The organism is Nitrospirota bacterium (genome assembly GCA_016178585.1).
GTDB lineage: Bacteria > Nitrospirota > Nitrospiria > JACQBW01 > JACQBW01 > JACOTA01.
In genome coordinates this window covers 1-25,024 of record JACOTA010000032.1, presented here as the reverse complement: position 1 = coordinate 25,024, position 25,024 = coordinate 1, and the positions used below count along the sequence as shown (strand labels likewise).

The 25,024-nt window shown below is 46.4% G+C and carries 22 protein-coding genes; 16 read left to right on the top strand and 6 right to left on the bottom strand.

Annotated elements, in window-relative coordinates; translation table 11 throughout:
• Positions 1-256: 256 nt before the first annotated feature.
• A complete protein-coding gene (locus HYR79_05840) occupies positions 257-1,627 on the top strand; it encodes a sigma-54-dependent Fis family transcriptional regulator (GenBank protein MBI1821213.1) in 1,371 nt (456 codons plus the stop codon).
• A gap of 48 nt (positions 1,628-1,675) precedes the next feature.
• Here HYR79_05840 and mazF read toward each other — a convergent pair whose 3' ends face one another.
• A complete protein-coding gene (gene mazF / locus HYR79_05835) occupies positions 1,676-2,023 on the bottom strand; it encodes an endoribonuclease MazF (protein ID MBI1821212.1) in 348 nt (115 codons plus the stop codon).
• Complete coding sequence (locus HYR79_05830; GenBank protein ID MBI1821211.1) at positions 2,020-2,259, bottom strand: AbrB/MazE/SpoVT family DNA-binding domain-containing protein; 240 nt, start codon at positions 2,257-2,259, stop codon at positions 2,020-2,022. The genes mazF and HYR79_05830 overlap by 4 nt, the downstream gene beginning before the upstream one ends.
• Positions 2,260-2,569: 310 nt before the next feature.
• Here HYR79_05830 and HYR79_05825 point away from each other — a divergent pair, with 310 nt between their 5' ends.
• The 7 genes from HYR79_05825 (at position 2,570) to ftsY (ending at position 11,891) form a co-directional block, all read left to right on the top strand.
• Positions 2,570-3,079, top strand: coding sequence for a prepilin-type N-terminal cleavage/methylation domain-containing protein (locus HYR79_05825; protein ID MBI1821210.1), 510 nt, complete (start codon positions 2,570-2,572; stop codon positions 3,077-3,079).
• Between the two features lie 2 nt (positions 3,080-3,081).
• Positions 3,082-3,582 (top strand): prepilin-type N-terminal cleavage/methylation domain-containing protein, encoded by a 501-nt coding sequence (locus tag HYR79_05820; protein ID MBI1821209.1) that lies wholly within the window; start codon positions 3,082-3,084, stop codon positions 3,580-3,582.
• Between the two features lie 24 nt (positions 3,583-3,606).
• On the top strand, positions 3,607-7,302 hold the full coding sequence (locus tag HYR79_05815) for a prepilin-type N-terminal cleavage/methylation domain-containing protein (GenBank protein MBI1821208.1): 3,696 nt from the start codon (positions 3,607-3,609) through the stop codon (positions 7,300-7,302).
• Positions 7,303-7,327: 25 nt separating this feature from the next.
• The gene (locus tag HYR79_05810; protein MBI1821207.1) at positions 7,328-8,746 is read left to right on the top strand and encodes a hypothetical protein; all 1,419 of its coding nucleotides are present in this window, start codon (positions 7,328-7,330) and stop codon (positions 8,744-8,746) included.
• Positions 8,747-9,434: 688 nt separating this feature from the next.
• Positions 9,435-10,316 (top strand): PhoH family protein, encoded by an 882-nt coding sequence (locus HYR79_05805; GenBank protein ID MBI1821206.1) that lies wholly within the window; start codon positions 9,435-9,437, stop codon positions 10,314-10,316.
• The gene (ybeY, locus tag HYR79_05800; protein MBI1821205.1) at positions 10,313-10,759 is read left to right on the top strand and encodes an rRNA maturation RNase YbeY; all 447 of its coding nucleotides are present in this window, start codon (positions 10,313-10,315) and stop codon (positions 10,757-10,759) included. Before HYR79_05805 ends, ybeY begins: the two co-directional genes overlap by 4 nt.
• Before the next feature lie 205 nt (positions 10,760-10,964).
• Entirely contained in the window at positions 10,965-11,891 is a 927-nt protein-coding gene (gene ftsY / locus HYR79_05795) for a signal recognition particle-docking protein FtsY (protein MBI1821204.1), read from the top strand.
• Between the two features lie 41 nt (positions 11,892-11,932).
• Here ftsY and HYR79_05790 read toward each other — a convergent pair whose 3' ends face one another.
• Complete coding sequence (locus tag HYR79_05790; GenBank protein ID MBI1821203.1) at positions 11,933-13,945, bottom strand: diguanylate cyclase; 2,013 nt, start codon at positions 13,943-13,945, stop codon at positions 11,933-11,935.
• Between the two features lie 102 nt (positions 13,946-14,047).
• Here HYR79_05790 and uvrB point away from each other — a divergent pair, with 102 nt between their 5' ends.
• Positions 14,048-16,039 carry an excinuclease ABC subunit UvrB gene (gene uvrB, locus HYR79_05785; GenBank protein MBI1821202.1) on the top strand — a complete coding sequence of 664 codons (1,992 nt, stop codon included), beginning with the start codon at positions 14,048-14,050 and terminating at the stop codon, positions 16,037-16,039.
• 23 nt (positions 16,040-16,062) lie between these two features.
• Here uvrB and HYR79_05780 read toward each other — a convergent pair whose 3' ends face one another.
• Both HYR79_05780 and HYR79_05775 read right to left on the bottom strand, forming a co-directional pair.
• Complete coding sequence (locus HYR79_05780; protein MBI1821201.1) at positions 16,063-16,332, bottom strand: DUF4321 domain-containing protein; 270 nt, start codon at positions 16,330-16,332, stop codon at positions 16,063-16,065.
• Positions 16,332-16,622: a hypothetical protein gene (locus HYR79_05775; protein ID MBI1821200.1), complete on the bottom strand. Its 291-nt coding sequence runs from the start codon at positions 16,620-16,622 to the stop codon at positions 16,332-16,334. Before HYR79_05775 ends, HYR79_05780 begins: the two co-directional genes overlap by 1 nt.
• Before the next feature lie 57 nt (positions 16,623-16,679).
• Here HYR79_05775 and HYR79_05770 point away from each other — a divergent pair, with 57 nt between their 5' ends.
• From HYR79_05770 to HYR79_05760, 3 genes are all read left to right on the top strand, one after another.
• Complete coding sequence (locus HYR79_05770) at positions 16,680-18,005, top strand: CCA tRNA nucleotidyltransferase (protein MBI1821199.1); 1,326 nt, start codon at positions 16,680-16,682, stop codon at positions 18,003-18,005.
• 96 nt (positions 18,006-18,101) lie between these two features.
• A complete protein-coding gene (locus HYR79_05765) occupies positions 18,102-18,638 on the top strand; it encodes a hypothetical protein (protein ID MBI1821198.1) in 537 nt (178 codons plus the stop codon).
• Complete coding sequence (locus HYR79_05760) at positions 18,631-19,683, top strand: uroporphyrinogen decarboxylase (protein ID MBI1821197.1); 1,053 nt, start codon at positions 18,631-18,633, stop codon at positions 19,681-19,683. Before HYR79_05765 ends, HYR79_05760 begins: the two co-directional genes overlap by 8 nt.
• 314 nt (positions 19,684-19,997) lie before the next feature.
• Here HYR79_05760 and HYR79_05755 read toward each other — a convergent pair whose 3' ends face one another.
• Positions 19,998-20,189 (bottom strand): 50S ribosomal protein L28, encoded by a 192-nt coding sequence (locus HYR79_05755; protein ID MBI1821196.1) that lies wholly within the window; start codon positions 20,187-20,189, stop codon positions 19,998-20,000.
• 149 nt (positions 20,190-20,338) lie between these two features.
• Here HYR79_05755 and recG point away from each other — a divergent pair, with 149 nt between their 5' ends.
• From recG to HYR79_05735, 4 genes are all read left to right on the top strand, one after another.
• Positions 20,339-22,456 (top strand): ATP-dependent DNA helicase RecG, encoded by a 2,118-nt coding sequence (recG, locus tag HYR79_05750; protein MBI1821195.1) that lies wholly within the window; start codon positions 20,339-20,341, stop codon positions 22,454-22,456.
• 134 nt (positions 22,457-22,590) lie between these two features.
• On the top strand, positions 22,591-22,905 hold the full coding sequence (locus HYR79_05745) for a hypothetical protein (GenBank protein ID MBI1821194.1): 315 nt from the start codon (positions 22,591-22,593) through the stop codon (positions 22,903-22,905).
• A gap of 7 nt (positions 22,906-22,912) precedes the next feature.
• Positions 22,913-23,650, top strand: a complete 738-nt coding sequence (locus HYR79_05740) for a hypothetical protein (GenBank protein MBI1821193.1) — start codon at positions 22,913-22,915, stop codon at positions 23,648-23,650.
• A gap of 76 nt (positions 23,651-23,726) precedes the next feature.
• Positions 23,727-24,692 carry a Ppx/GppA family phosphatase gene (locus HYR79_05735; protein ID MBI1821192.1) on the top strand — a complete coding sequence of 322 codons (966 nt, stop codon included), beginning with the start codon at positions 23,727-23,729 and terminating at the stop codon, positions 24,690-24,692.
• Positions 24,693-25,024 lie beyond the last annotated feature (332 nt).

Genomic DNA, 25,024 nt, shown 5'->3' with positions numbered 1-25,024 from the left:
CAGAGTTAGAAAGCTGTCATTGCGAACAAAGTGAAGCAATCTCAAGACTTTACGATAAGATTGCCACGCACCCTTCGGTGCTCGCAATGACATGATTAATAAGTGGGTGCGAAGTCTATCGCTGGTCTTGGGTTGAGTCCCCGGAAATGCGGAAAATTTTAAATATGGTAAGATTATTAGAATCAGGATCTTATCAAATCACACCATGGGTTCGTAAAGGCAAGCCGGCGGGCGCCCTCAAAAAACAGGAGTCTGATTGTTTTCCATTTTATTGGTTGAAGACAAAGAAAGCATGGCCCGGATGATCATGACAGCGGTTCGGTCAGAGGGTTACGAGGTGGTCTGGGCCTCCAATGGAAAAGAGGGGATGACCCGGTTTAAGGAAAGACGTTTTGACCTGGTTGTCAGCGATCTCAAGCTCCCTTTTTATTCCGGCCTGGAGATCCTTTCCAAGGTTAAGGAAACCCATCCGATGGTGCCGGTGATTTTAATGACGGCCTTTGGGAGTGTTGAAACCGCTGTAAAAGCGGTAAAAGAGGGGGCGTTTGATTTTATCACCAAGCCGTTTGAACCGGATCATCTCTTGTTGTTGATAAAAAAGGCGCTTGAAAACCAGAAATTATTAACTGAAAACATGATCTTAAAAGAAGAATACTCGGAAAATTTACAATTTCCTAAAATTATCGGTAAAAGCCAAAAACTAATGGAAATGCTTGAAATTGTTAAGAAAGTCTCCCAAAATAAGACGACGGTTCTTCTCGGGGGAGAAAGCGGAACCGGCAAAGAGCTGATTGCCCGGGCGCTTCACCTCCTCAGCCCTAGAAAAGAAGACCCTTTTATCGCGATTAATTGCGCGGCGATTCCACGGGATCTCCTTGAATCAGAGCTTTTTGGGCACGAACGGGGTTCTTTTACGGGAGCGACGGAAAAAAAGTTAGGAAAATTTGAACTGGCTGACAGGGGGACTCTTTTTCTCGATGAAATTGGCGATATGGACCTGGGGCTTCAAGGCAAGCTTCTCCGGGTCCTCGAAGAACATGCTTTAACCAGGGTCGGAGGGGTCAATCGGGTCATCATCGATGTCCGGGTGATCGCGGCAACGAACAAAGATTTAAAAGGGGAGATTGCCAGGAAAACATTTCGAGAAGACCTCTATTTCAGACTTAATGTTTTCCCCATTGTCATTCCTCCGCTCCGCGAACGGAAAGAAGATATTCTCCCCCTGGCAGAGTATTTTATCGATTATTACTGTAAAGAGATGAAAAAGGGGCCCAAGGTTCTTTCAACTGAAGCTAAAAATAAAATGTCTGAGCATCCCTGGCTTGGAAATATCCGTGAATTACAAAATTGTATCGAGCGGGCGGTTATTCTCTCTGACCACCAGATTCTTCCGCATCATCTCGGCTTAAGTTCGTTAGAAGTCAATGGGCTTGTTGAACTGGCCCAGGAATTTCCTCCGGACGGCGGCCTTATGGAAGCAAGCTCAAAAGCAGGAAAATTGGTGGAGTCGCAGATGATCAAAAAAGTTCTTGAACAGACCGACGGGAACAAAACCAAAGCGGCTGAAATTCTCAAAGTCAGCTTTAAAACTCTGCACCTTAAAGTTAAAGAGTACGGCCTGGAGTAACCTTTAATTCCGAAATATTTACGATAGCTCCCTGTTTGAGGAAGAAACCTAAAATTGAAGCAAAGCATGAATTTTTGCCAGGGTATCCGAAACAACCTGGCCGGCTGCTGCCCCTTTTTTTTGAGCTTTTCGCGTGATCCAATCAACTCTTTTCACTTGATCTGCCAGAATCACTCCATGAACATTTTGTTGATCTCCAACTGCCACTTCAAAAGGGTAATCCTTTATTTGACTGGTTATCGGACAGCATAACATTAAGCCTGTCCGGGCATTGTATTGCACAGGAGAGAGTACCAGCGCAGGACGTTGCCCCGCCTGTTCATGGCCTGCCTGAGGTGTAAAGTTGACCCATACGATGTCTCCCCGTTCAGGAACATAAGCCGGCTTCTTTTTCATAAGATTTCCTGACCCGCGGGGGTCCCAAGATCAATTTCTTTATGCAAATTCTCTTCAGAAATTCCAGCCAGGAGTTTGTTCAGGTCATACGGACGTTGGCAAGGAATAATTCTAATTTGACGATCAACCACATCAATGTTCAGTTCGTCATTTTCATGGATGCTGGCCTCGTCTGCAATAACTTTTGGAATTCGTACAGCCAGACTGTTTCCCCATTTTTGGGCCTTGGCTCTCATATTGAAAATCTCCTTACAACAGGTTGTTTTACTTAAGTCATGATCATAATATAGAATAATAAAGTATAAACAATGTGTCAACATTATTTTATTGATTGTTATTTTGTCGCGCAAGAGGCTCCAGGTATCGCACCCTTACCCTTCCTTCCGTAAAAATCTCACCCACTCTTTACTTAAATTATTCTAACGTATTGATTTATATGAGTAATAAATAATAAATGCCCTGGCATGTGAGTTGCAATTTAACTATCGTATTACGAATAAAGTCATAAAAAAGGCTCCTATCCTATTTGTTATATAAAAGGGTTTAATGAAAATTTTAAGAAATCAAAAAGGGTATACCCTGACTGAGCTGATGGTGGTGGTTGCAATTGTCGGTGTATTGGCCGCTCTAGCAGTGCCGACTTATCTGAGCTATTTGCCTCATTTGAGACTAAATTCATCGGCACGGGATATTTTTTCATACATGAGAACGGCAAGAGCTCAAGCCGCCGTTAAGGGACGAGTGATTACGTTGCAATTTAACCTGGCCGTTTATCCTAATCCAGACAGCTTTACTATTTTGGATAACGGAACCCAGATAGCGTCAACCATCACACTTCCTGCAGGGGTGAACATAGCCTATCTGGGTGTAACCGCCAATAACAATGGGGTGTTTACAGAGACATTTAACCCTGACGGGTCCATGACTAATAATTTATCTGTTTTTATATGTTCCATCGTTACGGGTATCGATTGTATGAATGGCGGCGGGGAAAGGCCGCTCATTACTATTTCAGCTCCAACAGCTTTTCCCACTATTACTACGCCGGGATGGTGAATATGAAAATATTAAAAAATAAAAAAGGATTTACGTTGTTGGAAGTCCTGGTTGCAGGGGCTATTTTATCGGTTGGCCTCCTTGGAATTGCCAATATGATGATCACGGCCATTAACGCGAACAGTTTTGCCCGAAAGATGAGTACTGCCAAGTGGCTTGCGGAAGAGCGGATTGAAAAATACCGGAATTTAACCGTTTTGTTTATGCCATCGGCCACCAATATGTTGGCCGATCAGGATAACTGTATCCCGGTGGGGACCGGGTCGGCTACCGATGCCACCGTAACCGAAGCTTATGGAACCATTACCAATACAGTTCCCATCGGTGTTTGTCCCCGGGCGGCGGATCAGAGATTCGTTCCGTTTCAGAGAGTGTCCAGAATTACCCTGCCGCAAATTGGAATCAACAATGTGGGAGTGGCCAATTTAACGGTTCAGGTTTTCTGGAGAGATACGGCGCAAAATGTTCATAGCGTCACCTTAAATACGATGTTGAGCAAATGAGTTTAAAGTCACCGCGAGGAGAAAATGAAGATCATTAAGCGATCCAAAGGGTTTACATTGATTGAAATTATGGTGGCGGTCGCCATTCTGGGGATACTTTTGGCGGGGATATACGGGCTATACAACTCGGTTTATAACAATTATTTGGGGCAAAATCAACTTTCCGATGTTGAGCAAAACGCGAGAGCCGGGATCGAGCAGATGATCAAGGAGATCAGACTGGCCGCTTACCAGCCAATAAAGTCGCCACCCGGTAATGGTAATGGTATTGGTATCTATATTGCGAATGCTTCGGATTTTGTTTTTGAAGAGGCTGATACGTCCGTTCCGGCTAAAAATTTTAAAATAGAATATCAATTGGTCGGAACAGACCTTCAGCGCGGGATAGAACAATATACCACAACCTATGCTTCCAACAATTCGGGAAATAGCATTACCCCCAAAGCGGTTGTTGCTTCAAATATTTCAGCGCTGACCTTTACCTATTATGATAAGAACAATCTTCAATTAACTTCACTCCCGTTATCGGCAACCGATCTTGCCAAGATTACCCGGGTGCAGATTAGTTTAACGGCTAAGGGAAATAAGCCGGCTCCCGATAAAGTCGGGGTTAAGATCGGCGGGACGATTTACAAACAGGTTCAAGTGGAGGCGGATATCCGGATCAGGAATATGGGGATTGGTCTGGGCAATGCCGATGCGACCCCTCCGGCCCCCCCCACCGGATTAAAAGTGGTGGATAGCGGGAATCCTTGTGGTTCGTTATATGTCTCCTGGAATGCCAACACCGAAACCGATCTGGCCGGATATATGCTTTATTACGGAACCAGCCCTGGGAATTATACCGCGATTAATTTGGGAAAAGTCACGACCTATACTCTTAACGGATTAAATAATGGAACGGTTTATTATGTGGCCCTCAAGGCGTATGATACCTCGGCGAACATGAGCAGTTTTGGGAGCAATGTTCTGAACAACGGTCTGCCCTATCTCTCTCAGGCGAATACGGCCAGCGATGGTGTTTCGGTAGATACCCAGCCCAATGTCAATACGTCATCGTTCCAACCGGCCGCTCCGACCATTAATACCGCAACGGCCAGTGCGCAAGCTTTAGTTGGCGGTGTGGCCAATCCTGCCAAACCTTTTGTGATTTTGAACTGGACCGATCCCTCTTCACTGACGGGTATCAACGGGTTTAATCTTTACCGGAGCAACAATGCCGGGTCAACCTGGCAACTGCTCAATGGCGGCACACCTATCGCCACGACAGCCGCTTCTTACACCGATAGTTTTCCCGACAGTTCCTGGAATTGCCCGCTGACTTACCAAACCCCGCAACCGTATTGGTATAAAATGCAGTCAGTAGATTGCGGCGGGAATGTTAGCGCGGCCGCTCCTTCCATTGTACATGGCTCGGCAGGGTCAATAAACACCTATCCGACCGATAATATTGCTCCGGCTGATCCGACTGGGGTCATCGGAAGCGCCGGGGTGAATCAGGTTTACTTAGGATGGACCAATCCGAATGTTCCGGATCTTTTTGGAGTGAAAATTCTTTCAAATGACAATAGTTTAAGTCCATTGATTACCAATTTCGGGAATAGAGGGGTTCCTTCAGACTATCCCCAAACCCCTACCACCGGGAGGTTGGTTTATCCTTCTCCTTTCCCTCCGACGTCACTTTTAACCCCCCAACAATCCATGACCTTTATGGATAACGGGTTGATTAATAATACGATTTATACCTATACTTTCTACGCTTTTGACAAGTGCGGGAATTTCAGCGCCGGACAAACTTCTCTCGTTTCGGCGATGCCCTGCGGTGATTTGACCTATCCTGGAAGACCTGGCCCGCCACTCAATGTAGCCGGTTCTTCCTGTGCTCTTCCAGTGGTCCTGAATTGGAATTCCCCGACAATAAACGGAGACGGCACGGCTTTTTCCATCATGCCCGGGGATGTGGTTGGATTTAATGTTTATCGTTGCTCCTCCTCCCCTTGCGGTCCGGGACTGGGTGGCACTTTATTAAATAGTACCCCAATCCCGGTTACACAGGCAGGGGGGTGGACAGGAAGCTGGAGCGATACGACGGCCCAGGTCGGCGTCGGGTACTATTACGCTGTCACCGCTCTCGATTGCGCTTCCCCCCGTCATGAAAGCGTGGCTTCCACGACGGTCAGCGTGTTTCCCGGAGGATTAACGCAGGATGTCTATTACGACCAGGGAACCTCTACAGGGTTTAATTCAACGACGGTTCTTAAAGATACGACTAAAAATTGGGGGGTAAATGTCTTTCCAAATGGATCTTTGGTGATGAAAAGCGGGGTGGATTCAGGCCAGGCCCGGCCGGTAGGATCCAATACGGCGAGCACATTGACAGCAGGTTATCCCTTTACCTCTGCGCCGGGTAATGACAATTATGAAATTGACCGGGCGTTGATTGCGACCACCACCGATGCGCCCGATGCGCCGCAGGCTCATGATGACGTGAAGTTTTTTGTCAAGAACACCAGCACAGGACCTATCCAGATCAGATCAGGGATCGATACCGCGGCCATTACCTGGTCTTATCCGACAAATGGGGCAGGCCTGGATCATTTTGGGGCGACGGCCTTGTTAAAAACCATTAAGATTGGGACGACGACTGTTTGGAGTGGGTCTGCAGTCACCTCCGGCACCAACGTGACTTTCTCTTCGACTGTGAATTTATCGGCTCTGCAAAAAGGGATTCCGATGGAACTTCTCTTTGTCAATAACGGCGGAAGTGCGCTCTCCGTGGATATGACCGGAGAAAGTATCGGGATTTCCATGACCTATGGAACGTCTACCGACGGTGGTTCAACCTTTAACAACACCTGCTCCTGGAGCACGGGGTCTTCTTCTATAATAGTCAGCGAGGGTCCGGTGATTAAAATCAAATCGCTTCAAATGCAGACAGCGATCACCCCTCTTGTTTATGGAGTTACCTCTGCAGGGACCTATACCCTCCCTCCGTATACGGTATCGACTTATTTCTCAACCGGCACTGTTTTCACGGCAGGAACCCCGGGAAGTATGATTTCCTCCGCAAAGGTCTATTATTGCAAACAATCGTGGAGTGTAATGACCTCAACCCCTCCTCCTCAAAACAGTGCCTGCTGGACGACTTCTCAACCGTCACTTTCACCTTTATCGATGACCCTGACTCCCAATCTAACGGATGGATCAGCAAACATTGATTGGTCAGCAACTAAAACTGCCGGTAAGGTGATTTTGGAAAATGGGAGTCCCTACAGAGTCTGGTATTATCTGCAGGTAACGGATAATCTGGGAAATATTTCGTCGGAACCGGTTTATTCTAATGGAACTTTCAATGCTTATACCTATGACCAGTATGATGGTTTTGTTCCCGGCTTGACTCTCACCTGGTCCAATAATGGCTCGGGACCCGGAAAGAAATCAGTGGTGATTTCCGGGTCTGTCCCGGATGCTTTAGGGAGCACCGCAACTACCTCCGGGGCGGCTGTGAGCGGAACATTTCAGGAAGTGTGCGCTGTGGGCTGCTCCTCTTACCCATTTACGACGACCTTACCCTTATCCAACTATACATCTGGGAAAGTTTTTACCGGAACGAACGATGTGATCGTGACACTGACCTTGACGATGGCGGGCTTTGTGACGAAAAACTGCACTGGAGATTTACCCGGAAATGAATCGTCGGCGACATTGATTTGTCCTTAGTATCTAAAAAGAAAGGCAGGGACTTATGAAAAACTGTATCAGTCAAGTCAACAATGAAAAAGGGGTTGCTTTGCTTATCGCCATGATGATGCTCATCATGATGACCCTGATCGGCATTGCGGCGATCATGACCTCAACCACCGATATCAATATTGCGAAAAATGTGAAAAACTCCTCGAATTCCCTCTTTCAGGCGGAAGCAGGGATTGAAGAGGTAAAAGTGAGGATGGTGGATAGTTCCGTAGCCCAATTGGCAGTAGATCCATTTAATGGTTTTAACATCAACTGGGTGGATTATCTTACCACCTCCTCCGCCGCCACCACCGTTCAGTTTAATTCCGCAGCTTCTCCCTATTATGATGTAACGTTCAATGCCAACGGGTCGAATAATATTTATGCCAGCGTCCAAAATCAATCCCAATGGCAATGGGTAAAAATCCAGCATAAAAAAGACTCCACGGGAACGATGCGGTGCTATCAGCCGGATACGAATCCTCCCTCGGATGTGCCCTGTGTCGCTGGCCTCCGTCCCATCGAGCAGGTCACGGCTTTAGTCAATGCGAACGGGACCTATAAGATGGTTCGGAATGAAATATTTCCCATTGTCAATGCCTTAAACAACAGGGCGGTTTCGCTGGTAGGCGGACTTGAGATGAATGGGAATGCCACGACAGGAACCTACACCTCTACGACCGTTGGTGGTCCCCCGACGACAGCTCCTAATCCAAATGCATGCGTGAATTCTGCAATGGGGGGTGTTCAGTCGAATACCACCGGGGCGGGCTCTATCAGCATAAGCGGCGCTGCCAATAATATTTGCGGGAACCTGAACTACGGGGTTGGGGGAACGTCGAGTGTGATTTCAGTTTCTGGGGGTTCTACTCCTAATATTCAAGGAACGAAAGGCCCTGCTTCGGCGAATATCAACTTTCCTCCCGTCAACTATCCCGGAACCTGTGCCACACCGACTCATGGTGGTGCGGCTTTTGCGACGACTGGGGGGGGTAAACTGGTTGCGGGTACGTTTACGGTTGATACGGCTGCCGGCAATTGTTATATCATCCCAAAATGGGATATCCAGCAAAATACTCAAATTTATTTTCCACCTGGAGCGACCCTCTATTTCACAAACGAACTTGAATTAAGCGGGAGTAATACCATTTTAGGGACAACCCAGGGGACTACGCCGCTTCAAATTAAAGGTTTGCCGACGGCGACAGAAGTCGAGGTAAAGTCGGGCGCAACCTTATTTGGAGCAGTCTATGCGCCGTCAGCGGAGGCAGAAGTCGAGAGCGGCGGAAAAATTTTTGGGGCATTGACCGCCAATTCTTTGGAAATGGGGGGAGATGGAACGGCCGGCGGCGTCTATTATGACCCCACTCAATCCACCGGAACAGGAACAGTCACAGGATGGAACAACTGGAACTGGAATCAGCTTCAATAGATCATCTATTTTCCGTTCCGTCTCTATGAGGGGGGTCGCCCATTTTGTTGTCATCCTTGTTCCCGGAAGGAACCCAAGAACATATAAAAAATAGAGGGTCAGTTCTTGACTTTACTTTTCCTTAGTATTTTATTTTCTCATGACAAGACCACTACATATAAAGTCAAGAACCCTACTAGACAGTAAAAGGAATTCGGCTGGTAGGGGAGCCCGGAGGCATGGGGTGGCGGAGGATATCTGCGCGGAATTAATCCTTCGATCACAAAAATAAGGTGCCGGTTTCCGCGTTCCATAAGCGGAAACGGCCAATGTAAAGACGAGAAAAGAGAAGAACCGGGTTGCCCGACTTCAGATTGACGACAGAATCCCATGGCGAGGGCGACAAAACCAGAGTTTGATAGACGATTCCTTAGGCTGTTCCCAAGCAAAATGGACCAGGCCTCCCTCCTTTACCAAGGGATCAGGTTTTTACCGGTTGTCTTTTTTTGGCCCTCATGGTTATAATAGTCCTGTTCAAATGAATATCGTATAGCCCTTAAAAAGGACCTTTAACAATTTGAAAAAGCCATCTCCTCCTTCTTCCGGCTCCCTTTCCATTAAACTTCCCAAAGGGTTTGACACTCTTAATTTATATGGCAGTTTCGATTCCCACTTAAAGCGGATTGAAAGTCTCCTCCAGGTCAAAATCATGGCCCGCGGGGAGGATATCCGGATTGAAGGGGCGCCTGAAAAGGTAAAAGAAGCCGGGAGAGTGTTGACGAATCTTCAAACGTCAGTTCAAAAAGGGCACCCTCTCAAACTGGAAGATGTCAATGAAGCGGTGGCGGGCGCCTCCATCCGTTCCGATTCCGGTCAAAAAAAATCTCAATTTTCCTTAATCCCGCTCCCGTCTAAAAAACAGATCATGCCGAAGACGGCCCGACAGCAGGCGTATATCGATTCGATTCTAAAAAATGAAATTGTCATCGGGATCGGCCCCGCCGGGACCGGCAAGACTTATCTTGCCATGGCGATGGCGGTTCTGGCATTCTCCCGCAGGCAGGTCAGCCGGATTATTTTGGCCCGCCCGGCCGTGGAGGCAGGGGAACAGCTTGGTTTTCTCCCCGGGGATCTGTATGCCAAAATGAATCCTTACCTTCGGCCGTTGTATGACGCTCTTTTTGAAATGATGGATATCGAAAAGGCGAATGGTTTGATCGAACGGGGGGAAATTGAAATTGCGCCCCTGGCCTATATGCGCGGCCGGACTTTAAATGACGCGTTTATCATTCTCGATGAAGCTCAGAATGCCACAGCCGAACAGATGAAAATGTTTTTAACCCGTCTGGGGTTTAATTCAAAAATGGTGGTCACCGGAGATATTACCCAGGTTGACCTGTCGGGCCAAAAGGTATCGGGATTGATTCAAATTCAACCCATTTTGACCGGAATTTCAGGTATTGACCTTTTTTATTTTACCCAGAAAGATGTCGTACGCCATCGCTTGGTGTCGGAAATTATCCAGGCGTATGAAAAACACGAAGTGAAAAAGAGCGGAAAAGCGAAAAATCCCGTAAGAGGTGAGGGGTGAGGGGCGGCCCCCAAATATGGATAGAGAATCGTCAAAGAAAATTTAAATTAAACGTCGCAAGCGCCAAAAGTACCGCCCGTTTAATTTTAGAGATCCTGGGAAAAGAGAAAGCAGCGTTAAGTCTTCTTTTTGTCAATGACAGGGCCATTCAAAAATTCAACCAGCAATTTCGAAAGATCAACAAACCCACCGACGTTTTGTCTTTTCCGATGGGAGTTTCACGGGTTCATCCGGGAGCGAATATCCTGGGCGACATTGTCATTTCACTTGAAACCGCTCAAAGACAGGCGGAAAGTCTGGGACATTCTTTAAAACGGGAGGTGGTCTTTCTCTTGATTCATGGGGTTTTGCATCTTTTAGGGTGGGATCATGAGCGCTCTGCCCAGGAAGCCAAGAAAATGTATAAAAAACAGAGAGACCTATTAGCAATGATTGAAAAATAAACGATATTAGGTTGCCCTGGCGGGTCAGTGGTAAACGTGCGTTGTGGGGCAGGGGGAGCCTTCACAGCGACCTCTTCGAAGTTTTGGTTATCCCACCATTATGTAAAAATCCAGAGATGAGGATAAACTTCGGAGCCGGAGTAGTGAGGGTTCTCCCTGCCCCACAACGCCCCCATAGCGAATATTTATCTTATTTAAGGACTCAATGGGATTATTTGATCATTTAAAAAAGGGATTGGCAAAGACTCGAAATCAGTTTTTGCAGACTTTCGGCGAGATTTTCCTTGAGGAAAAACCGGTTGACCAGGAGACGCTTCATCACCTGGAAGAAATCCTTATCATGTCCGACATGGGAGCTAAAACCGCAGACCGGTTGATGGAATCCCTTCGGCCCAAAATTCAAAAAAAAGAGTTAAAGGACTTAACCCAATTAAAATCAGCGCTTAAAGGGGAGATGAAGAGCCTTCTTTCCAGCCGAAAGGAGCACGCAGAGGTTTTCAAGGCGCCTTTCACAGGGTTTCCGCGGGTTATTTTGATGATCGGGGTAAACGGCGTAGGAAAAACGACTTCCATCGGGAAGCTGGCTCATTATTTTGTAAAAGAAGGCAAATCCGTTCTATTGGCTGCGGGGGATACCTTTCGGGCCGCGGCGATTGAGCAACTCGTGGTCTGGGGCGACAGGAATAAAATCGATGTGATTGCCCAAAAACATGGCGCTGATCCTTCCGCCGTGGCTTTTGACGCCTATGCCGCCGCAAAGGCAAGAAAGGTGGATGTCCTCATCGTGGATACCGCCGGCCGTCTTCATACCAAATCGAATTTAATGGAAGAACTCAAGAAAATAAAAAAAACCCTGGGTAAGGGAGATCCTTCCTCCCCCCATGAAGTGCTTCTGGTTCTGGACGCGACCCAGGGGCAAAATGCCTTAAGCCAGGCCAAAATGTTTCATGAAGCGATTGGGGTCACCGGGATTATTTTAACCAAACTCGACAGCACCGCGCGCGGGGGGATCGTCATTCCGATCTGGAGCGACTTGAACATCCCCATTCAATGGTTGGGCTTGGGAGAGAAATTAGACGATTTTGAGGCGTTTGAAGCCGATGCGTTCATCGACGCCCTTTTTTCTGATTAGGATATAGTAGAAGGGTAAGGTGTTTCTTTTTCAGCGATTGCTCAGGGGGCGTAGACGACGACGCGATTCTTCCCCGCCGCCTTTGCCATATAAAGCGCCCGGTCGGAGTGTTTAAATAAGTCCTCGATAGATTCCGCATCTTCAGGGAACGTGGCCAACCCAAGGCTGACCGTGATGCCTGGCCCTTTATGAAGGTCCTCGGTGATAAACTCGGTCTTTTCAATTTCCAGGCAGATCCTTTGGGCGATTTGTGTGGCGTCGACTTTGCCGGTCTGGGGAAGAATCACCGTAAACTCTTCGCCGCCATACCGTGCGGCAACGTCAATGGTTCTGATATTATTCCGAAGGCATCTTCCGACGATTCGAATGGCTTCATCTCCGGCCAGATGACCGTGCAGGTCGTTAAATTGCTTAAAATTGTCGATATCCATAATAATCAAAGACAAAGGAAGTTTATGGCGTTTTGACCTTTCCATCTCTTCCGCCAGACGTTCTTGAAAATATCTCCGATTGAGCAATCCGCTTAAAGGATCTGTAATCGAAATCTGACGGAGTTCCTCCGACCGGCGGTAAAACTCTGACCGCTCGATGGCCATCGACGCATACCCGCTGATGGTTAAGGCAATCTGCAGGTCCTTTTCAGTAAAAAAAGGTTCGTTGAATTTGTCTGCCACATTGAGAATCCCGATAGGCCGATGATCGAGAGTGATCGGAACGGAGATGAAAGAAGTGGTTTTATAACGCGACCGTTTGGGGAGCAAAACTCTGGGGTCGTTTTCCATATCTTGAACCAATAGCGGCACGCCCTCCTGAAGCACTTTTCCCGCGACGCCTTCACCCGCCTGTATCCGGCGGCCTTCCACAATTTTTTGATTGATGCCCTTTATCACTTTTATTTTCAGGTCGCCCGTGTCTTCTTCGACGAGCATCAGGGAGCCTTGTTCAGCATGAAGCATCGACGTCGCCTGGTCAATAATCGTTTTAAAAAGTTCTTCCGAGTCAAGAGTGGAAACGAGGAGATGGGAAAATTCGGTCAGGGTTTTTGAGTCCTTCCGATAATTTCTGAGGGCCTCGAATAAAAATTGATTTTCGAGAATGACCGAAGTTTGATGGGTGAATTGGGCAATGAGTTTTATGTCTTCCTCTGAAAGGTTTGTATCGAGGAAAACTAAAAGCGCCGGAGTTTTTTCAGGTTTTCCAACCGGAAATAAATGGAGCGAACCCGTCTCTTCCGGAAATCCCCCCTTTACAATTTCAAGAATATCCCGGGTCGCGTAGGGCCGGCGATTTTCAAGGACCTTTTTAAAAAGGGCGTTATCTTTTTTTCCCGTGAATTTTGCGATTTCATAAATTTTATTTCCGAAGGCTTCAAAAGTTTTGTATTCTTTTGTGACAGGATCGGGTTTTAAAACAGCGACGGTCTCTCCGTTAAACAGGATACCCAGCGCATTGAGAAATAATCCGTAAAAATCTCTTTCCCCCAGGTTTTGGTCCAGTTCCTGACAGAGATTGAAGAGGGTATTTAACTTGTTCAACCGGTTGTCCGATGTTTTTTTGACCGAGAGATTTTTAAAAAAAGGGAGAGCGACAGATTCGATAAGCTGGTTCGCGCTGAAAAACGCCTCTTTGTCGATGATTTTTATTTCATCCGCTTTTTCGGTTATGAAATGCGGAGTAAATTTTAGACCGGCGGTTTTTTTCTTAAAGTCTTCCAGTTCCTGGTAGGAAAAATAAACCTGTCCGCCCACAAGGACCTTCCGGTCAGAAGAGTCTGTCTGGAGAGGGATTGCAAACAGGTTGAGATTGGCGTAACATTTGAAATATTTTGATTGTTCTGATTTTTCAGCCTGCTGGATCTGAATTTCACGCTCGACTTCACATAATTTTTTCAATTCAGGATTTTTGTGAATAAGTTCACAAAGAGGGTTTTCCTGGCTGCCTTCACAGAAAAGCCTGGGGTCTTTTGCGGTATCGTAAGTAAAAAGAGAACAGCCGGTTAGCTTTGCAAGCTGGTCTTGGATAGCTTTCCAAGCTACAATGTCATAATGGGACATGGGGGAAACCTTGTCTGGTGGGGGATTAACTTTAAACTTAAGGATTGAACCTTGATTTTAAAGTTCTTTGGCCCATAAAGTCAAGGCATTTAGGTCATAAAAATGGGTATTTTTAAACTCTCTTCTGAATTCACGCCAAAAGGGGATCAACAACAGGCCATCGACCGGTTGGTTTCCGGCCTTAAGAGCCAAAAGAAATTTCAAACCCTTTTGGGGGTGACGGGTTCCGGAAAAACCTTTACAATGGCAAAAGTCATTGAAAAGATTGAAAAACCTACTCTGGTTATGGTTCATAATAAAACCCTGGCGGCCCAGCTTTGCCATGAATTTAAAACCTTTTTTCCTGAAAATGGGGTTGGCTATTTTGTAAGTTATTACGACTATTATCAACCCGAAGCCTATCTTCCGACCACCGATACTTTTATCGAGAAGGACAGTGCAATAAACGAGACGATCGATCAGATGCGCCATATGGCGACCTCCTCCCTTTTTGAACGGGATGACGTCATTATCGTGTCTTCGGTTTCCTGTATTTATGGTTTGGGTTCTCCCGAAGCTTATCATGGAATGTTATTGTTTCTGGAGGTTGGGAGCCGGATCGACCGGGAAGAGATTTTAAAAAAGCTGGTTGAAATCCAGTATGACCGAAACGATATTGATTTTTATCGAGGGACCTTCCGGGTCCGGGGAGATGTGATTGAAGTATTTCCGGCCTCCTCGGATACGAATTGCGTCCGCATTTCCCTGTTTGGAGATGAAGTGGAAGCGATTGAGGAAATTGATCCGCTCAGGGGGGAGGTGATTAAAAAACTTCCTAAAATCGCAATTTATCCCGGGAGCCACTACGTCATTCCTCCCGAAAGGCTTCAAACGGCTTTGCAGGGAATCGAACAGGAGCTGGAAGAGAGAATTTTTCATTTTGAGAAAGAGAAAAAGCTTGTTGAAGCTCAGAGAATTGAACAGCGTACGAGGTTTGATCTCGAAATGATCAAAGAAATGGGTTTTTGTCAGGGGATTGAAAATTATTCCAGACACTTTTCCGGAAGAAAGCCGGGAGAACCCCCTCCGACCTTGATTGATTATTTCCCGGACGATTTTTTGTTAATGGCGGATGAAAGTCATGCAACGATTCCACAGGTCAGGGGGATGTTTGAAGGAGATTTTTCAAGAAAAAAGAACCTGGTGGAGTATGGGTTCAGGCTTCCGTCAGCCTTTGATAACCGTCCGTTGAAGTTCGATGAATTCGAAAAATTATTGAACCAGGCCATCTTTGTCTCTGCCACGCCGGGATCTTATGAACTGGACAAATGTCATCACAAAGTCGTCGAGCAGATTATCCGGCCGACCGGGCTGATCGACCCTAAAATAACAGTCAAACCGGCCAAAGGACAGGTGGACGATCTGCTGGAGGCCATTCATCAGCGGGTTTCCAAAAACGAAAGAGTTCTGGTTACGACCCTGACCAAAAGGATGGCAGAGGACCTCACCGAATATTATCAAGAGCTGGGAATTAAAGTCCGGTATCTGCATTCCGAAATTCAAACACTCGAACGGACGGAAATTCTTCGGGACCTCCGATTAGGGAAATTTGATGTTCTGGTTGGAATTAATCTTTTAAGAGAAGGTTTGGATTTGCCGGAAGTGTCTCTGGTGGCGATTTTAGATGCGGATAAGGAAGGTTTTTTAAGATCCCATCGTTCGTTAATCCAGACCACCGGCAGAGCGGCAAGACATATCAGCGGAGAAGTCTTTATGTATGCTGATCGGATAACAGATTCAATGCAGTCTGCGATTCAAGAAACCAACCGGCGTCGGGAAATTCAGATGAAGCACAATGAAGAAAATCATATTGTTCCCGTTTCGGTCAAACGGGGAATTCCCCAGGCCCTGTACGAGGTATCCGAATCGGATTACTTTACCCTTCCTCTGGCCGCGGAAGCGGCCGTTCCTTATATCCCGCAGGAAGAACTGGGTCCCATCATTCAAAGTCTGGAAAAAGAGATGAGGTCGGCATCTAAAGATTTGAATTTCGAAAAGGCCGCCGAAATCAGGAATAAAATTAAAGCGCTTAAGGAAGCCGCTCTCAGTTTATAAAACGGGTTAGAGAAGAGTAGAAATTACGCTTGTTTGTAGATGTAGAGTCCTAAAAATATCCCGATAAACCCCAGAATATTAATTCTGATGGTAAATCCGATCGTGGCTGTAAAGAGCCTTAGATCCAGGATAAAGGGGGGAGAAATTCCAAAACTTAAACTTTTTAAAAAAAGATCCCTGACGGTGCCATCCGGAGAGATGGCTCTTAAAATCTCTCCCATGAGCGTGCCAAAAAACCCTCCGATGAAAATGAAAAAGATAAGCATCCATGGCGTTTTTTTAACCAGCGCCATTATGCCTGGCCTTCATAAGGTTCGTTTTCGATCATGGCTTCAGTTTCTCTTAACTCATCCAGGATTTCGCCAATTCCGTTTTCGACCCGGTCGAGGCGATGGACCAGCGCATTAATTTTAAGATCGATTTTGTCCAGCAGTTCTCCTTTTATTTGCTGGATGAGTTGTTTAACATCCTCGTCTTTTGCTTTTAAAACAGGAGGCTGTTTGGCAGAGATTTTTTTGGCGAGGGGCTTGTCAATGGTTTTACTTTTTTTCTTGGCAGCGGCGGCGGGCTGGGCTTTTTTCATTGATCATCACTCCAAAATGATATAATCAATATAGCAATATAGATGGAGAATCAAAACTTGTCAAATGATAAAAATGCAAACAATCAGGCGACGGCTCTGGATAAAAAAGGCCCCCTGTTTGACCGGGCAGTTTCCCTGATCGAAAAACTCCGGAAAGCAGGTTTTCAAGCCTACCTGGCGGGGGGCGCCGTGCGCGATCAAATGAGAGGGGTTGTCCCAAAAGATTTTGACATTGTTACCTCCGCCAAACCGAACGAGCTCCTGTCTTTGTTTCCTCAGGCGATTCCGGTAGGGGCAGCGTTTGGCGTTGTTCTTGTCCCCTTTGGAAAAGATGAAGAGGGAGGGGTTAAGGAGAAAATTGAAATAGCGACTTTTCGCTCCGATGGGGTTTATCTGGATGGACGGCATCCTCAGACCGTAACCTTTTCCGATGAAAAAGAGGATGCCTTTCGAAGAGACTTCACCATTAACGGGATGTTTTTTGATCCGATCGAAAACAGGGTGATCGATTATGTCGGCGGGAGAGAAGATTTAGAAAAAAAAATTCTCCGGACGATTGGAGACCCTGAACAGCGGTTTAAAGAAGATTATCTGCGGCTCCTCCGGGCCGTTCGTTTTTCCGCCCAGTTTTCTTTTCAGATCGAACAGAAAACCTATGAAACCATTCAGAAGATGGGAGGATTAATTCAAAAGGTCAGCGCGGAACGAATCAGGGATGAGTTGGAAAAAATATTAATCGGCGACGATCCTGTCAGAGGGCTGACCCTTTTGGATGAAACCGGGATGATGAAAGTTATTTTTCCTGAAATTTCTCAATTGAAAGAAATCCAAAAGGAGGGGAGGGATGAAAGTGTTTTTAATCACACCCTTAAGCTGTTTAAATTTATCTCCATTCGAAGCTTTGAGCTGGCGATGGCCATTCTTTTTCATGAACTCGAGGGGAAAAAAGCCGCAGCGGTCTGCCGCCGGTTAAAGCTTTCCAATGATCAAACCGAAAAAGTGGCAACGCTGGTTCGGGACCATCCGGTTTTTCAGGAAATTCCCGCCATGAATCAAGCGAGGTTTAAACGATTTTTGCGTCTACCCTGTTTTGAGGAGCTCCTGGAGCTCTATCGGGCGGATTCTCTGGCCCTGGGTCGAAAACTGGATCTTTGGGATCTCTGTGTTAAGAAATTAAAAGAGTTCAGTCAAGACGACCTCTTTCCTCTTCCTGTGATTTCAGGAAATGTGCTTATCGAGATGGGGTACTTCCCCGGTCCTCTGTTTAAACGGATTTTACATGACCTGGAAGACAATCAGTTAGAAGGAAAGATCAAAACCCGTGAAGAGGCTTCTGCCTGGATTCTAAAGACCTACCCTTTGACCGATCAAGATACGAAATGAAATAAGGATTTGACTCATAAGGAAGAGTCGAGATAATATACTGAAACCTTTGGTTTTGGGGACATGTGATCCCTTCTGCGCGGATCAAAGAAAGAGATGAAAGAGGAAAAAGTTACAGAACCCGGCGTCGAGGATCTATCCCTTCGGTTAAGCGTGTTGGTCCAGCTGGAAAATGGGACGATCATCCGGCTCCAGGAGGACAGGAAGAAAGAGCTTTTCATTGCGATTTCCCAGGGATTTGTCCATAAAAAATTGTTTAAGCGGGCCTCAAGCTACGGGAATCTAACCTTTTATCCCGATCCCTTGTTGAGTGATTCGGTTGATCTGATCAGCCTGATTGCCCGGTTTTTAATTACTTTTAAAGGGGTTGTCGAATGTTTAATCAGCGGGCCCTCTTTAAAAAGAAGAAGATTGAGGGATTTGTTAAAAAATGATACCTGTGCCACGGGACGAACGATTGAATGGGGCAACGCTAAAGTGGGTTCGATCGACCTGTCTTCTTTTATCTCGGTGACGCCTAAAAAAGGAATCATCACTCTCTTTGAGGCTCTTTACCCTCTTGAGATGATGAGGAATAAAGATGTTAAAAACCAATGCGATCGGCTTTTAAAGGAGCTTAAACCATTTGAATAAGCCGGTGAAAAATGAAACTTTTTTAAAAGCCTGTCGAAAAGAACCTGTTTCCTATACGCCGGTTTGGATCATGCGCCAGGCCGGAAGATATATGAAGGAGTATCAGGCGATCCGGGCAAAGGTGGACTTTCTAACTTTGTGCAAGACCCCTGAACTGGCGACGCAAGCGACTCTTTTGCCGGTTGATCTGCTGGAAGTGGATGCCGCCATTCTTTTTTCTGATATCCTGATCCCGGTTGAAGCCATGGGAATGGAAGTGGTATTTACCGAACATAAGGGGCCTCTTTTTCCAAAACCGATCCGGGGAGAGGACGATATCAAAGGGCTATGGGTTCCTGCTGTTGAGGAAAAAACCGCTTTTGTTTTTGAAGCGATTCGCATGCTTCGCAAAGAACTCAGCCAGAGAATACCCTTAATTGGTTTTTCGGGAGCCCCTTACACGCTGGCGACCTACATGATAGAAGGAGAGACCTCGCGTAACTTTAATTCCATTAAAAAATGGATGTACCGGTCTCCCGCGCTTCTCCATCAGCTTCTTGAAAAAGTTACCAAAACCGTTATTGCGTATGTCAATGCACAGGTTGAATCCGGCGCGGAGGCCATCCAGATCTTTGATACCTGGGCCGGCGCTTTGGCAGGCGATGAATATGAAACATTTTCTTTTCCCTATACCCGGCAGGTTATTGACCAGATCAGAAAGACAGGTGTGCCGGCGATCCTTTACATAAACGGCGGGGGACTTCTGCTCGACGATATGGTGGCCACAGGGGCAGATGTGATTAGTTTGGATTGGCGGTCGGATATTCGGAAAGTCAGAGAAAAGATTGGAGAGCGGGTGGCTCTTCAGGGAAACCTCGATCCCTGCGTTTTGTATGCAGACGCGAAAACCATTCGGACCCGGGTAAAAGGTATCCTGGAGAAATATGGGAAGGGATCAGGCCATATTTTCAATTTAGGGCATGGGATTTTGCCGGATACCCCTTTTGAGAACGCCAAAGAAATGATCCGAGCCGTCCATGAAGAGAGCGTCATCTACCATAAATAGAGAGCTTTGAGCCAGAAGGGTTGAAGAAGTCAATTTTAGATAAACGGTATGCCTGTTCAGGCTGTTCAAAAAGCTCCAGAGGCGAGGCCGCAGGGGCTGAGGGAGACCGGAGTGTACAAAGTGAGGACATGAGGACTCCGAGGAACCGAGAACGAAGCCTATGGAGCTTTTTGAACAACTTTTCAGCATGAAGGAGACTGATCAAAAAACATCAGCTGCAAGGCCGCAGCCTTGAGGGGCGACACAGACGTACAGAGTTAGTACGTCGAGGAGACCGAAAGGCGAGAACGCCGCAGATGAGTTTTTTCATCAGTCTAGACGGCTTTTTGGACTTTGCCCGACTTGATACATACGGTACAGACCCGGATTCTTTTTGGCGTGCCATTCACGATGGCACGAACCCTCTGTAAATTCGGGCGAAAGGTTCTCTTGGTTTTGTTGCTTGCGTGACTGACATTGTTGCCGACCGCTTTGGTTTTATTGCAGAGTTCACAATGACTTGCCATTTTTGCCTCCCACTAAGCTTGCTCGCGAGCGCATCCGCAGCGAAGCCAGGCTTTTTCTTTTACAATCTGGAATTCCCAGATAAAAATTTAAGTTAGGTAACTAAAAGTTCGTAAGAATACCATATGGCATTAATTAATGCAAAGGCAAAATGAATTCCACACTACGGTGGGAAACCCCTGTTCAATTCGTCAAAGGCATCGGCCCCTATAAAGCCGTCCTGTTAAAGAAGCTGGGGCTGGTTACGGTCGAAGATGTTCTTTTTAATCTTCCCTACCGTTATGAAGACCGGACGAAAATACAAAAAATATCCCGACTATCCCCTAACGAAAATCAGATGGTTTTCGGAGAAGTTAAAGCCGTCAGAACTCAAATCACCCCCCGAAAACATTTAAAGATTTTCGAATTAATCCTCGGAGATGAAACGGGGGTTTTAAGCTGTAAATGGTTTAATCAGCCCTATTTGGAAAAAGTCTTCAAAACCGGGCAAAAAGTTATCTTGACCGGAAAAGTGAGCCCTAACCGATTTGAGCATTTCAGGCTTGAAATGAATCCCGTAAGTTATGAACTCGTGACAGGTGACGAAGAGAATTTGACCCATCATGGAAAAATTGTTCCCGTTTATCATGAAACGCCGGGAATGACGTCGAACCAAATGCGCTCTCTGATCAAGTCATTGCTGGAAGAGAATCTCCTCTTGGCCCGGGAAAAGCTTCCTTTAGCCCTTGTCCGGAAATATGCTTTTCCTTCATTGGGGGAGGCCTTAAAAGAAGTACACTTTCCTTCGGGACCGGAAACGTTTTTTCAATCGTCCCTGGAAAAAAGCCTTTTTCACCGCAGGCTTGTTTTTGAGGATTTTTTCTTGTTGGAAATGGGGCTGGCTCTGAGGAAAAATAAAATTTCGCGGGAAAACAAAGGCTTCTCCTTTAAGATAGACGGAGGAATGGAAGGCGAGCTCTTGAGACATCTTTCTTTTAAACTGACTCCCGCGCAAGGCCGTGTTTTGGGAGAAATCAAAAAAGATATGCAGAGCCTTTATCCCATGAACCGTCTTTTGCAGGGAGACGTCGGGTCTGGAAAAACCGTTGTTGCTTTAATTGCGATGCTGATTGCTATCGAAAACGGATTTCAGGCTTGTCTGATGGTTCCCACCGAGCTTTTGGCCGAACAGCATTATTTCAATCTGACTCCCCTCCTTTTGCGGTTAAATATAGCCGCGGGATTATTAACCCACGGAATGGGAAAGAAGGAGCAGACCAAGGTTTTGGAAAGCGCGGCCGAAGGGAAAACAGATCTGGTCATTGGAACCCATAGCCTTATTCAGGAAAAGGTCCAGTTTAAGAGGCTTGGGATCGCCGTGGTCGATGAACAGCATAAATTCGGCGTTATGCAGAGGATGGAACTCAAGAAGAAGGGGGATTCTCCCGATATTTTGATCATGACCGCAACGCCGATTCCGAGGACCCTTGCCCTGACGGTTTACGGCGATTTGGACCTTTCCGTTCTCGATGAACTTCCGCCAGGGAGAAAGCCGATTCAAACCCGTTTGTTTTATGAAAGCCAGAGAAAATCGGTTTATTCAATGATCGAAAAAGAGGTCAACGGAGGGAGGCAAGCCTATATTGTCTATCCATTGGTGGAAGAATCCGAAAAACTTGATTTAAACGCCGCTGTAACGATGTTCAAAACCCTGGAAGAGACCGTTTTCCCCCAATTTAAAATAGGCCTCCTGCACGGCCGGATGAAATCGGGGGAAAAAGAACGGGTGATGAAACAGTTTAAAAATCAGGAAATCCATATTTTGGTATCGACAACGGTAATCGAAGTCGGGATCGACGTCTCAAACGCCTCCCTGATGGTGGTTGAACATGCCGAGCGATTTGGCCTGGCCCAGTTACACCAGCTTCGCGGGAGGGTCGGCCGGGGACCCTATCAATCCTATTGCCTTTTGGTTGCCAACACTCCGGTTTCTGAAGACGCGAAAAAACGATTAAAGGCTATGGTGAACACCACAGACGGGTTTAAACTGGCCGAAGAGGACCTTGCCATCCGGGGGCCGGGTGAATTTTTCGGGACCCGCCAGTCCGGCCTCCCTGAATTGCGGGTGGCCAATCTTCTTCGGGATGGAAAGATGCTGGAGGAAGCTCGGAGGGAAGCGATGGATCTGTTACAGAAGGACCCCTTGTTGGTTCACCCGGATCACGGGGGATTGAAGGAAACCTTGCTTCGAAGATGGAATGCCAGATTGGACCTCCAGGAACAGAGATAGGATTTGCAACTCCTTGTTTTGCCTGTCATCGCGAGCGCCCGCAGGGTGCGTGGCGATCTCGGTTCACGATGGCGAGATTGCTTCGCTTCGCTCGCAATGACAACTTTCTATCTCTGTTCTTGGGGGATAAAAACATGTTTAAAAAAATTAAAGAAGACAGTGAACTGGGTGTTCAGATTGTCAAAAACAGGCTCCAAAATCTTATCCACCGGTCGGTTGAAGAGATCGATGCCATTAAGGTCCGTCTGGAAATCAGAAAATTAGAAAAAGAAATTGATGAACTGATGCTTCAAGCAGGGAAAGTTTTATTTGAAAAACTTCAAAAAGGGGAAACCTGTATTGAAGAGACCGAACTTACGGCTTTGTTTTCGAAAGCGGTTCAAATGAAAGAAGAGCAAGATCTCTTGAAAAATGAGCTGACCGAACGTCTTAATCCCTCTCAAACATAGGATGAACATGATGATAAAATACCCCCATTCCCCTCGCTCAAACAAGCAAAGCTTGATTTTCGGTCGATTTAACATGGTGGCCCGTGCGGTTTCACTTCGTGAACTCCTCCGATGCCCCCATTCCCCTCGCTCAAACAAGCAAAGCTTGATTTTCGCTCTAGTATTGACTCTATTCGTGGGGGGGTGCGGTGTTGCCATAGTTCCCAAACCTGACCAGACGGGCGAAGTTGACCTTCATTCCAACATTATTACCAAAAAGGTCGGAGGGGCCGCTGTTTCTGTTCAAACTCAGGAATGGCAATTTTATCCGGGCGACCTGGAGCAGTACTATACACCCCTTCTTTTGTTGATTAAAAACGGAACCGAAAATAAATTAGAATTTGCGCAAAAATTTTTGAACCTTCTTGATAGCGGAGGCAATCAATTTCAACCTGTTCCGCCTGTAGAAGTTGAAAGGACCTTTATTGATCGAGGGTATCCGGTTTCTTCGTCAGCTCACATCGGAATCGGTTCGGGCGGCTACTCTTCCTTCTTCGGGTTCGCCTTTAATTTTCCATTTTATCCTTCGCCTCCTCCGGTATCCGATATCTCTCTCCTTGCGCTTCATGAGGGTGATATCCTGCCGGGGGCAACCGTCAGAGGCTTTGTTTATTTCCGGAAAGTTGTTCCTACGGAGGGCACGCTGAAACTTCATTTGGAAATCAACCAGGCTGCCGAGGATTTTTATTTCATCGTCAAGAGATAGAGTTTATCATCCTCACAACGACCTTTCAGGTCGGATTGCTTTGCCTTCGGCTCACAATGACACATTACGAGAGCGAATGATTTTAGCCAGCATCGATATTGGGACAAACACCTTAAGGCTTCTGGTTGTTGAATACCGTGATCAAAAATGGAAAGAGCTTTTTTCCGATCGTCAGGTGACCCGTCTGGGCGAAGGATTTTTAAAAAGTCGGACGCTAACCCTTTCAGCCGTTGAAAGAACGTTAAGCGCTTTAATATCCTTTCGGCAATCCCTTCGCCAATTTTCATGCGATCATATTTTATGGGTCGCAACGAGTGCGGTTCGTGAAGCCGAAAATAAAAAAGATTTTATCGAACGCGTCAAAGAAGAACTTGATCTGGATATTGAAGTCATTTCCGGTGAAGAGGAGGCGCGGTTAACCTATTTGGGAATCCGTTATGGCCTACCCGTTTCAAACGATTACCAGATGATGGTCGACATTGGCGGCGGGAGCACCGAATGGATTCTTGGACATCATCGGACCCTTTTATCTAAAAAAAGCACCCCGTTCGGGGTTGTGTTTCTTACCGAAAAGTATTTTTTCTCTGACCCCCCTTCTTCTTTCGAACTCATTCAGATGAAAAAAAAAGTTCGGGAATATTTCGCGGAAGTTAAAGGAGAGTTTAAGGAGGTTCTTGAAAAAAATCCTTCGGTAACCTGGGTCGGAACGGCAGGAACGGTCACCACTTTGGCGGCGATGGCGCAAGGTCTTGAAGCGTATTCATTTGAGAAAGTCCATCGTTTCGAGCTCACTCAAGAAACGGTTTCGGGTCTTTTTCAGGCCCTGATTTCTAAAACTAAAGATGAAAGAAAAAAAATAAAAGGTTTAGAGGCAGGGCGGGAAGATATTATTGTCGCTGGAGCGTTTATTGTTTTAGAGATGATGATGTTTTTTAATTTTAACAGGATGGTTGTGAGTGATTACGGATTGCGCGAAGGGATCATTCTGAATATGATTGACCAGATTTCCAAGAACAGAAAGTTGTCATCGCGAACAAAGTGAAGCAATCTCAAGACTTTACGGTAAGATTGCCACGCACCCTTCGGTGTTCGCAATGACATGAACAATAAGCAGGTGCGAAGTCTATCTCTTGGGAGATCCCCAAGAACAGAGTTAGAAAGCTGTCATTGCGAACAAAGTGAAGCAATCTCAAGACTTTACGATAAGATTGCCACGCACCCTTCGGTGCTCGCAATGACATGATTAATAAGTGGGTGCGAAGTCTATCGCTGATCTTGGGAGATCAGGGTGTGAGACAAATTTATGGGTAAGCTTCTCACCCAGTCGCCCGATTTCCCCAAAACTCCTCCCACCGGCCGCTGATCTGGCAGCAG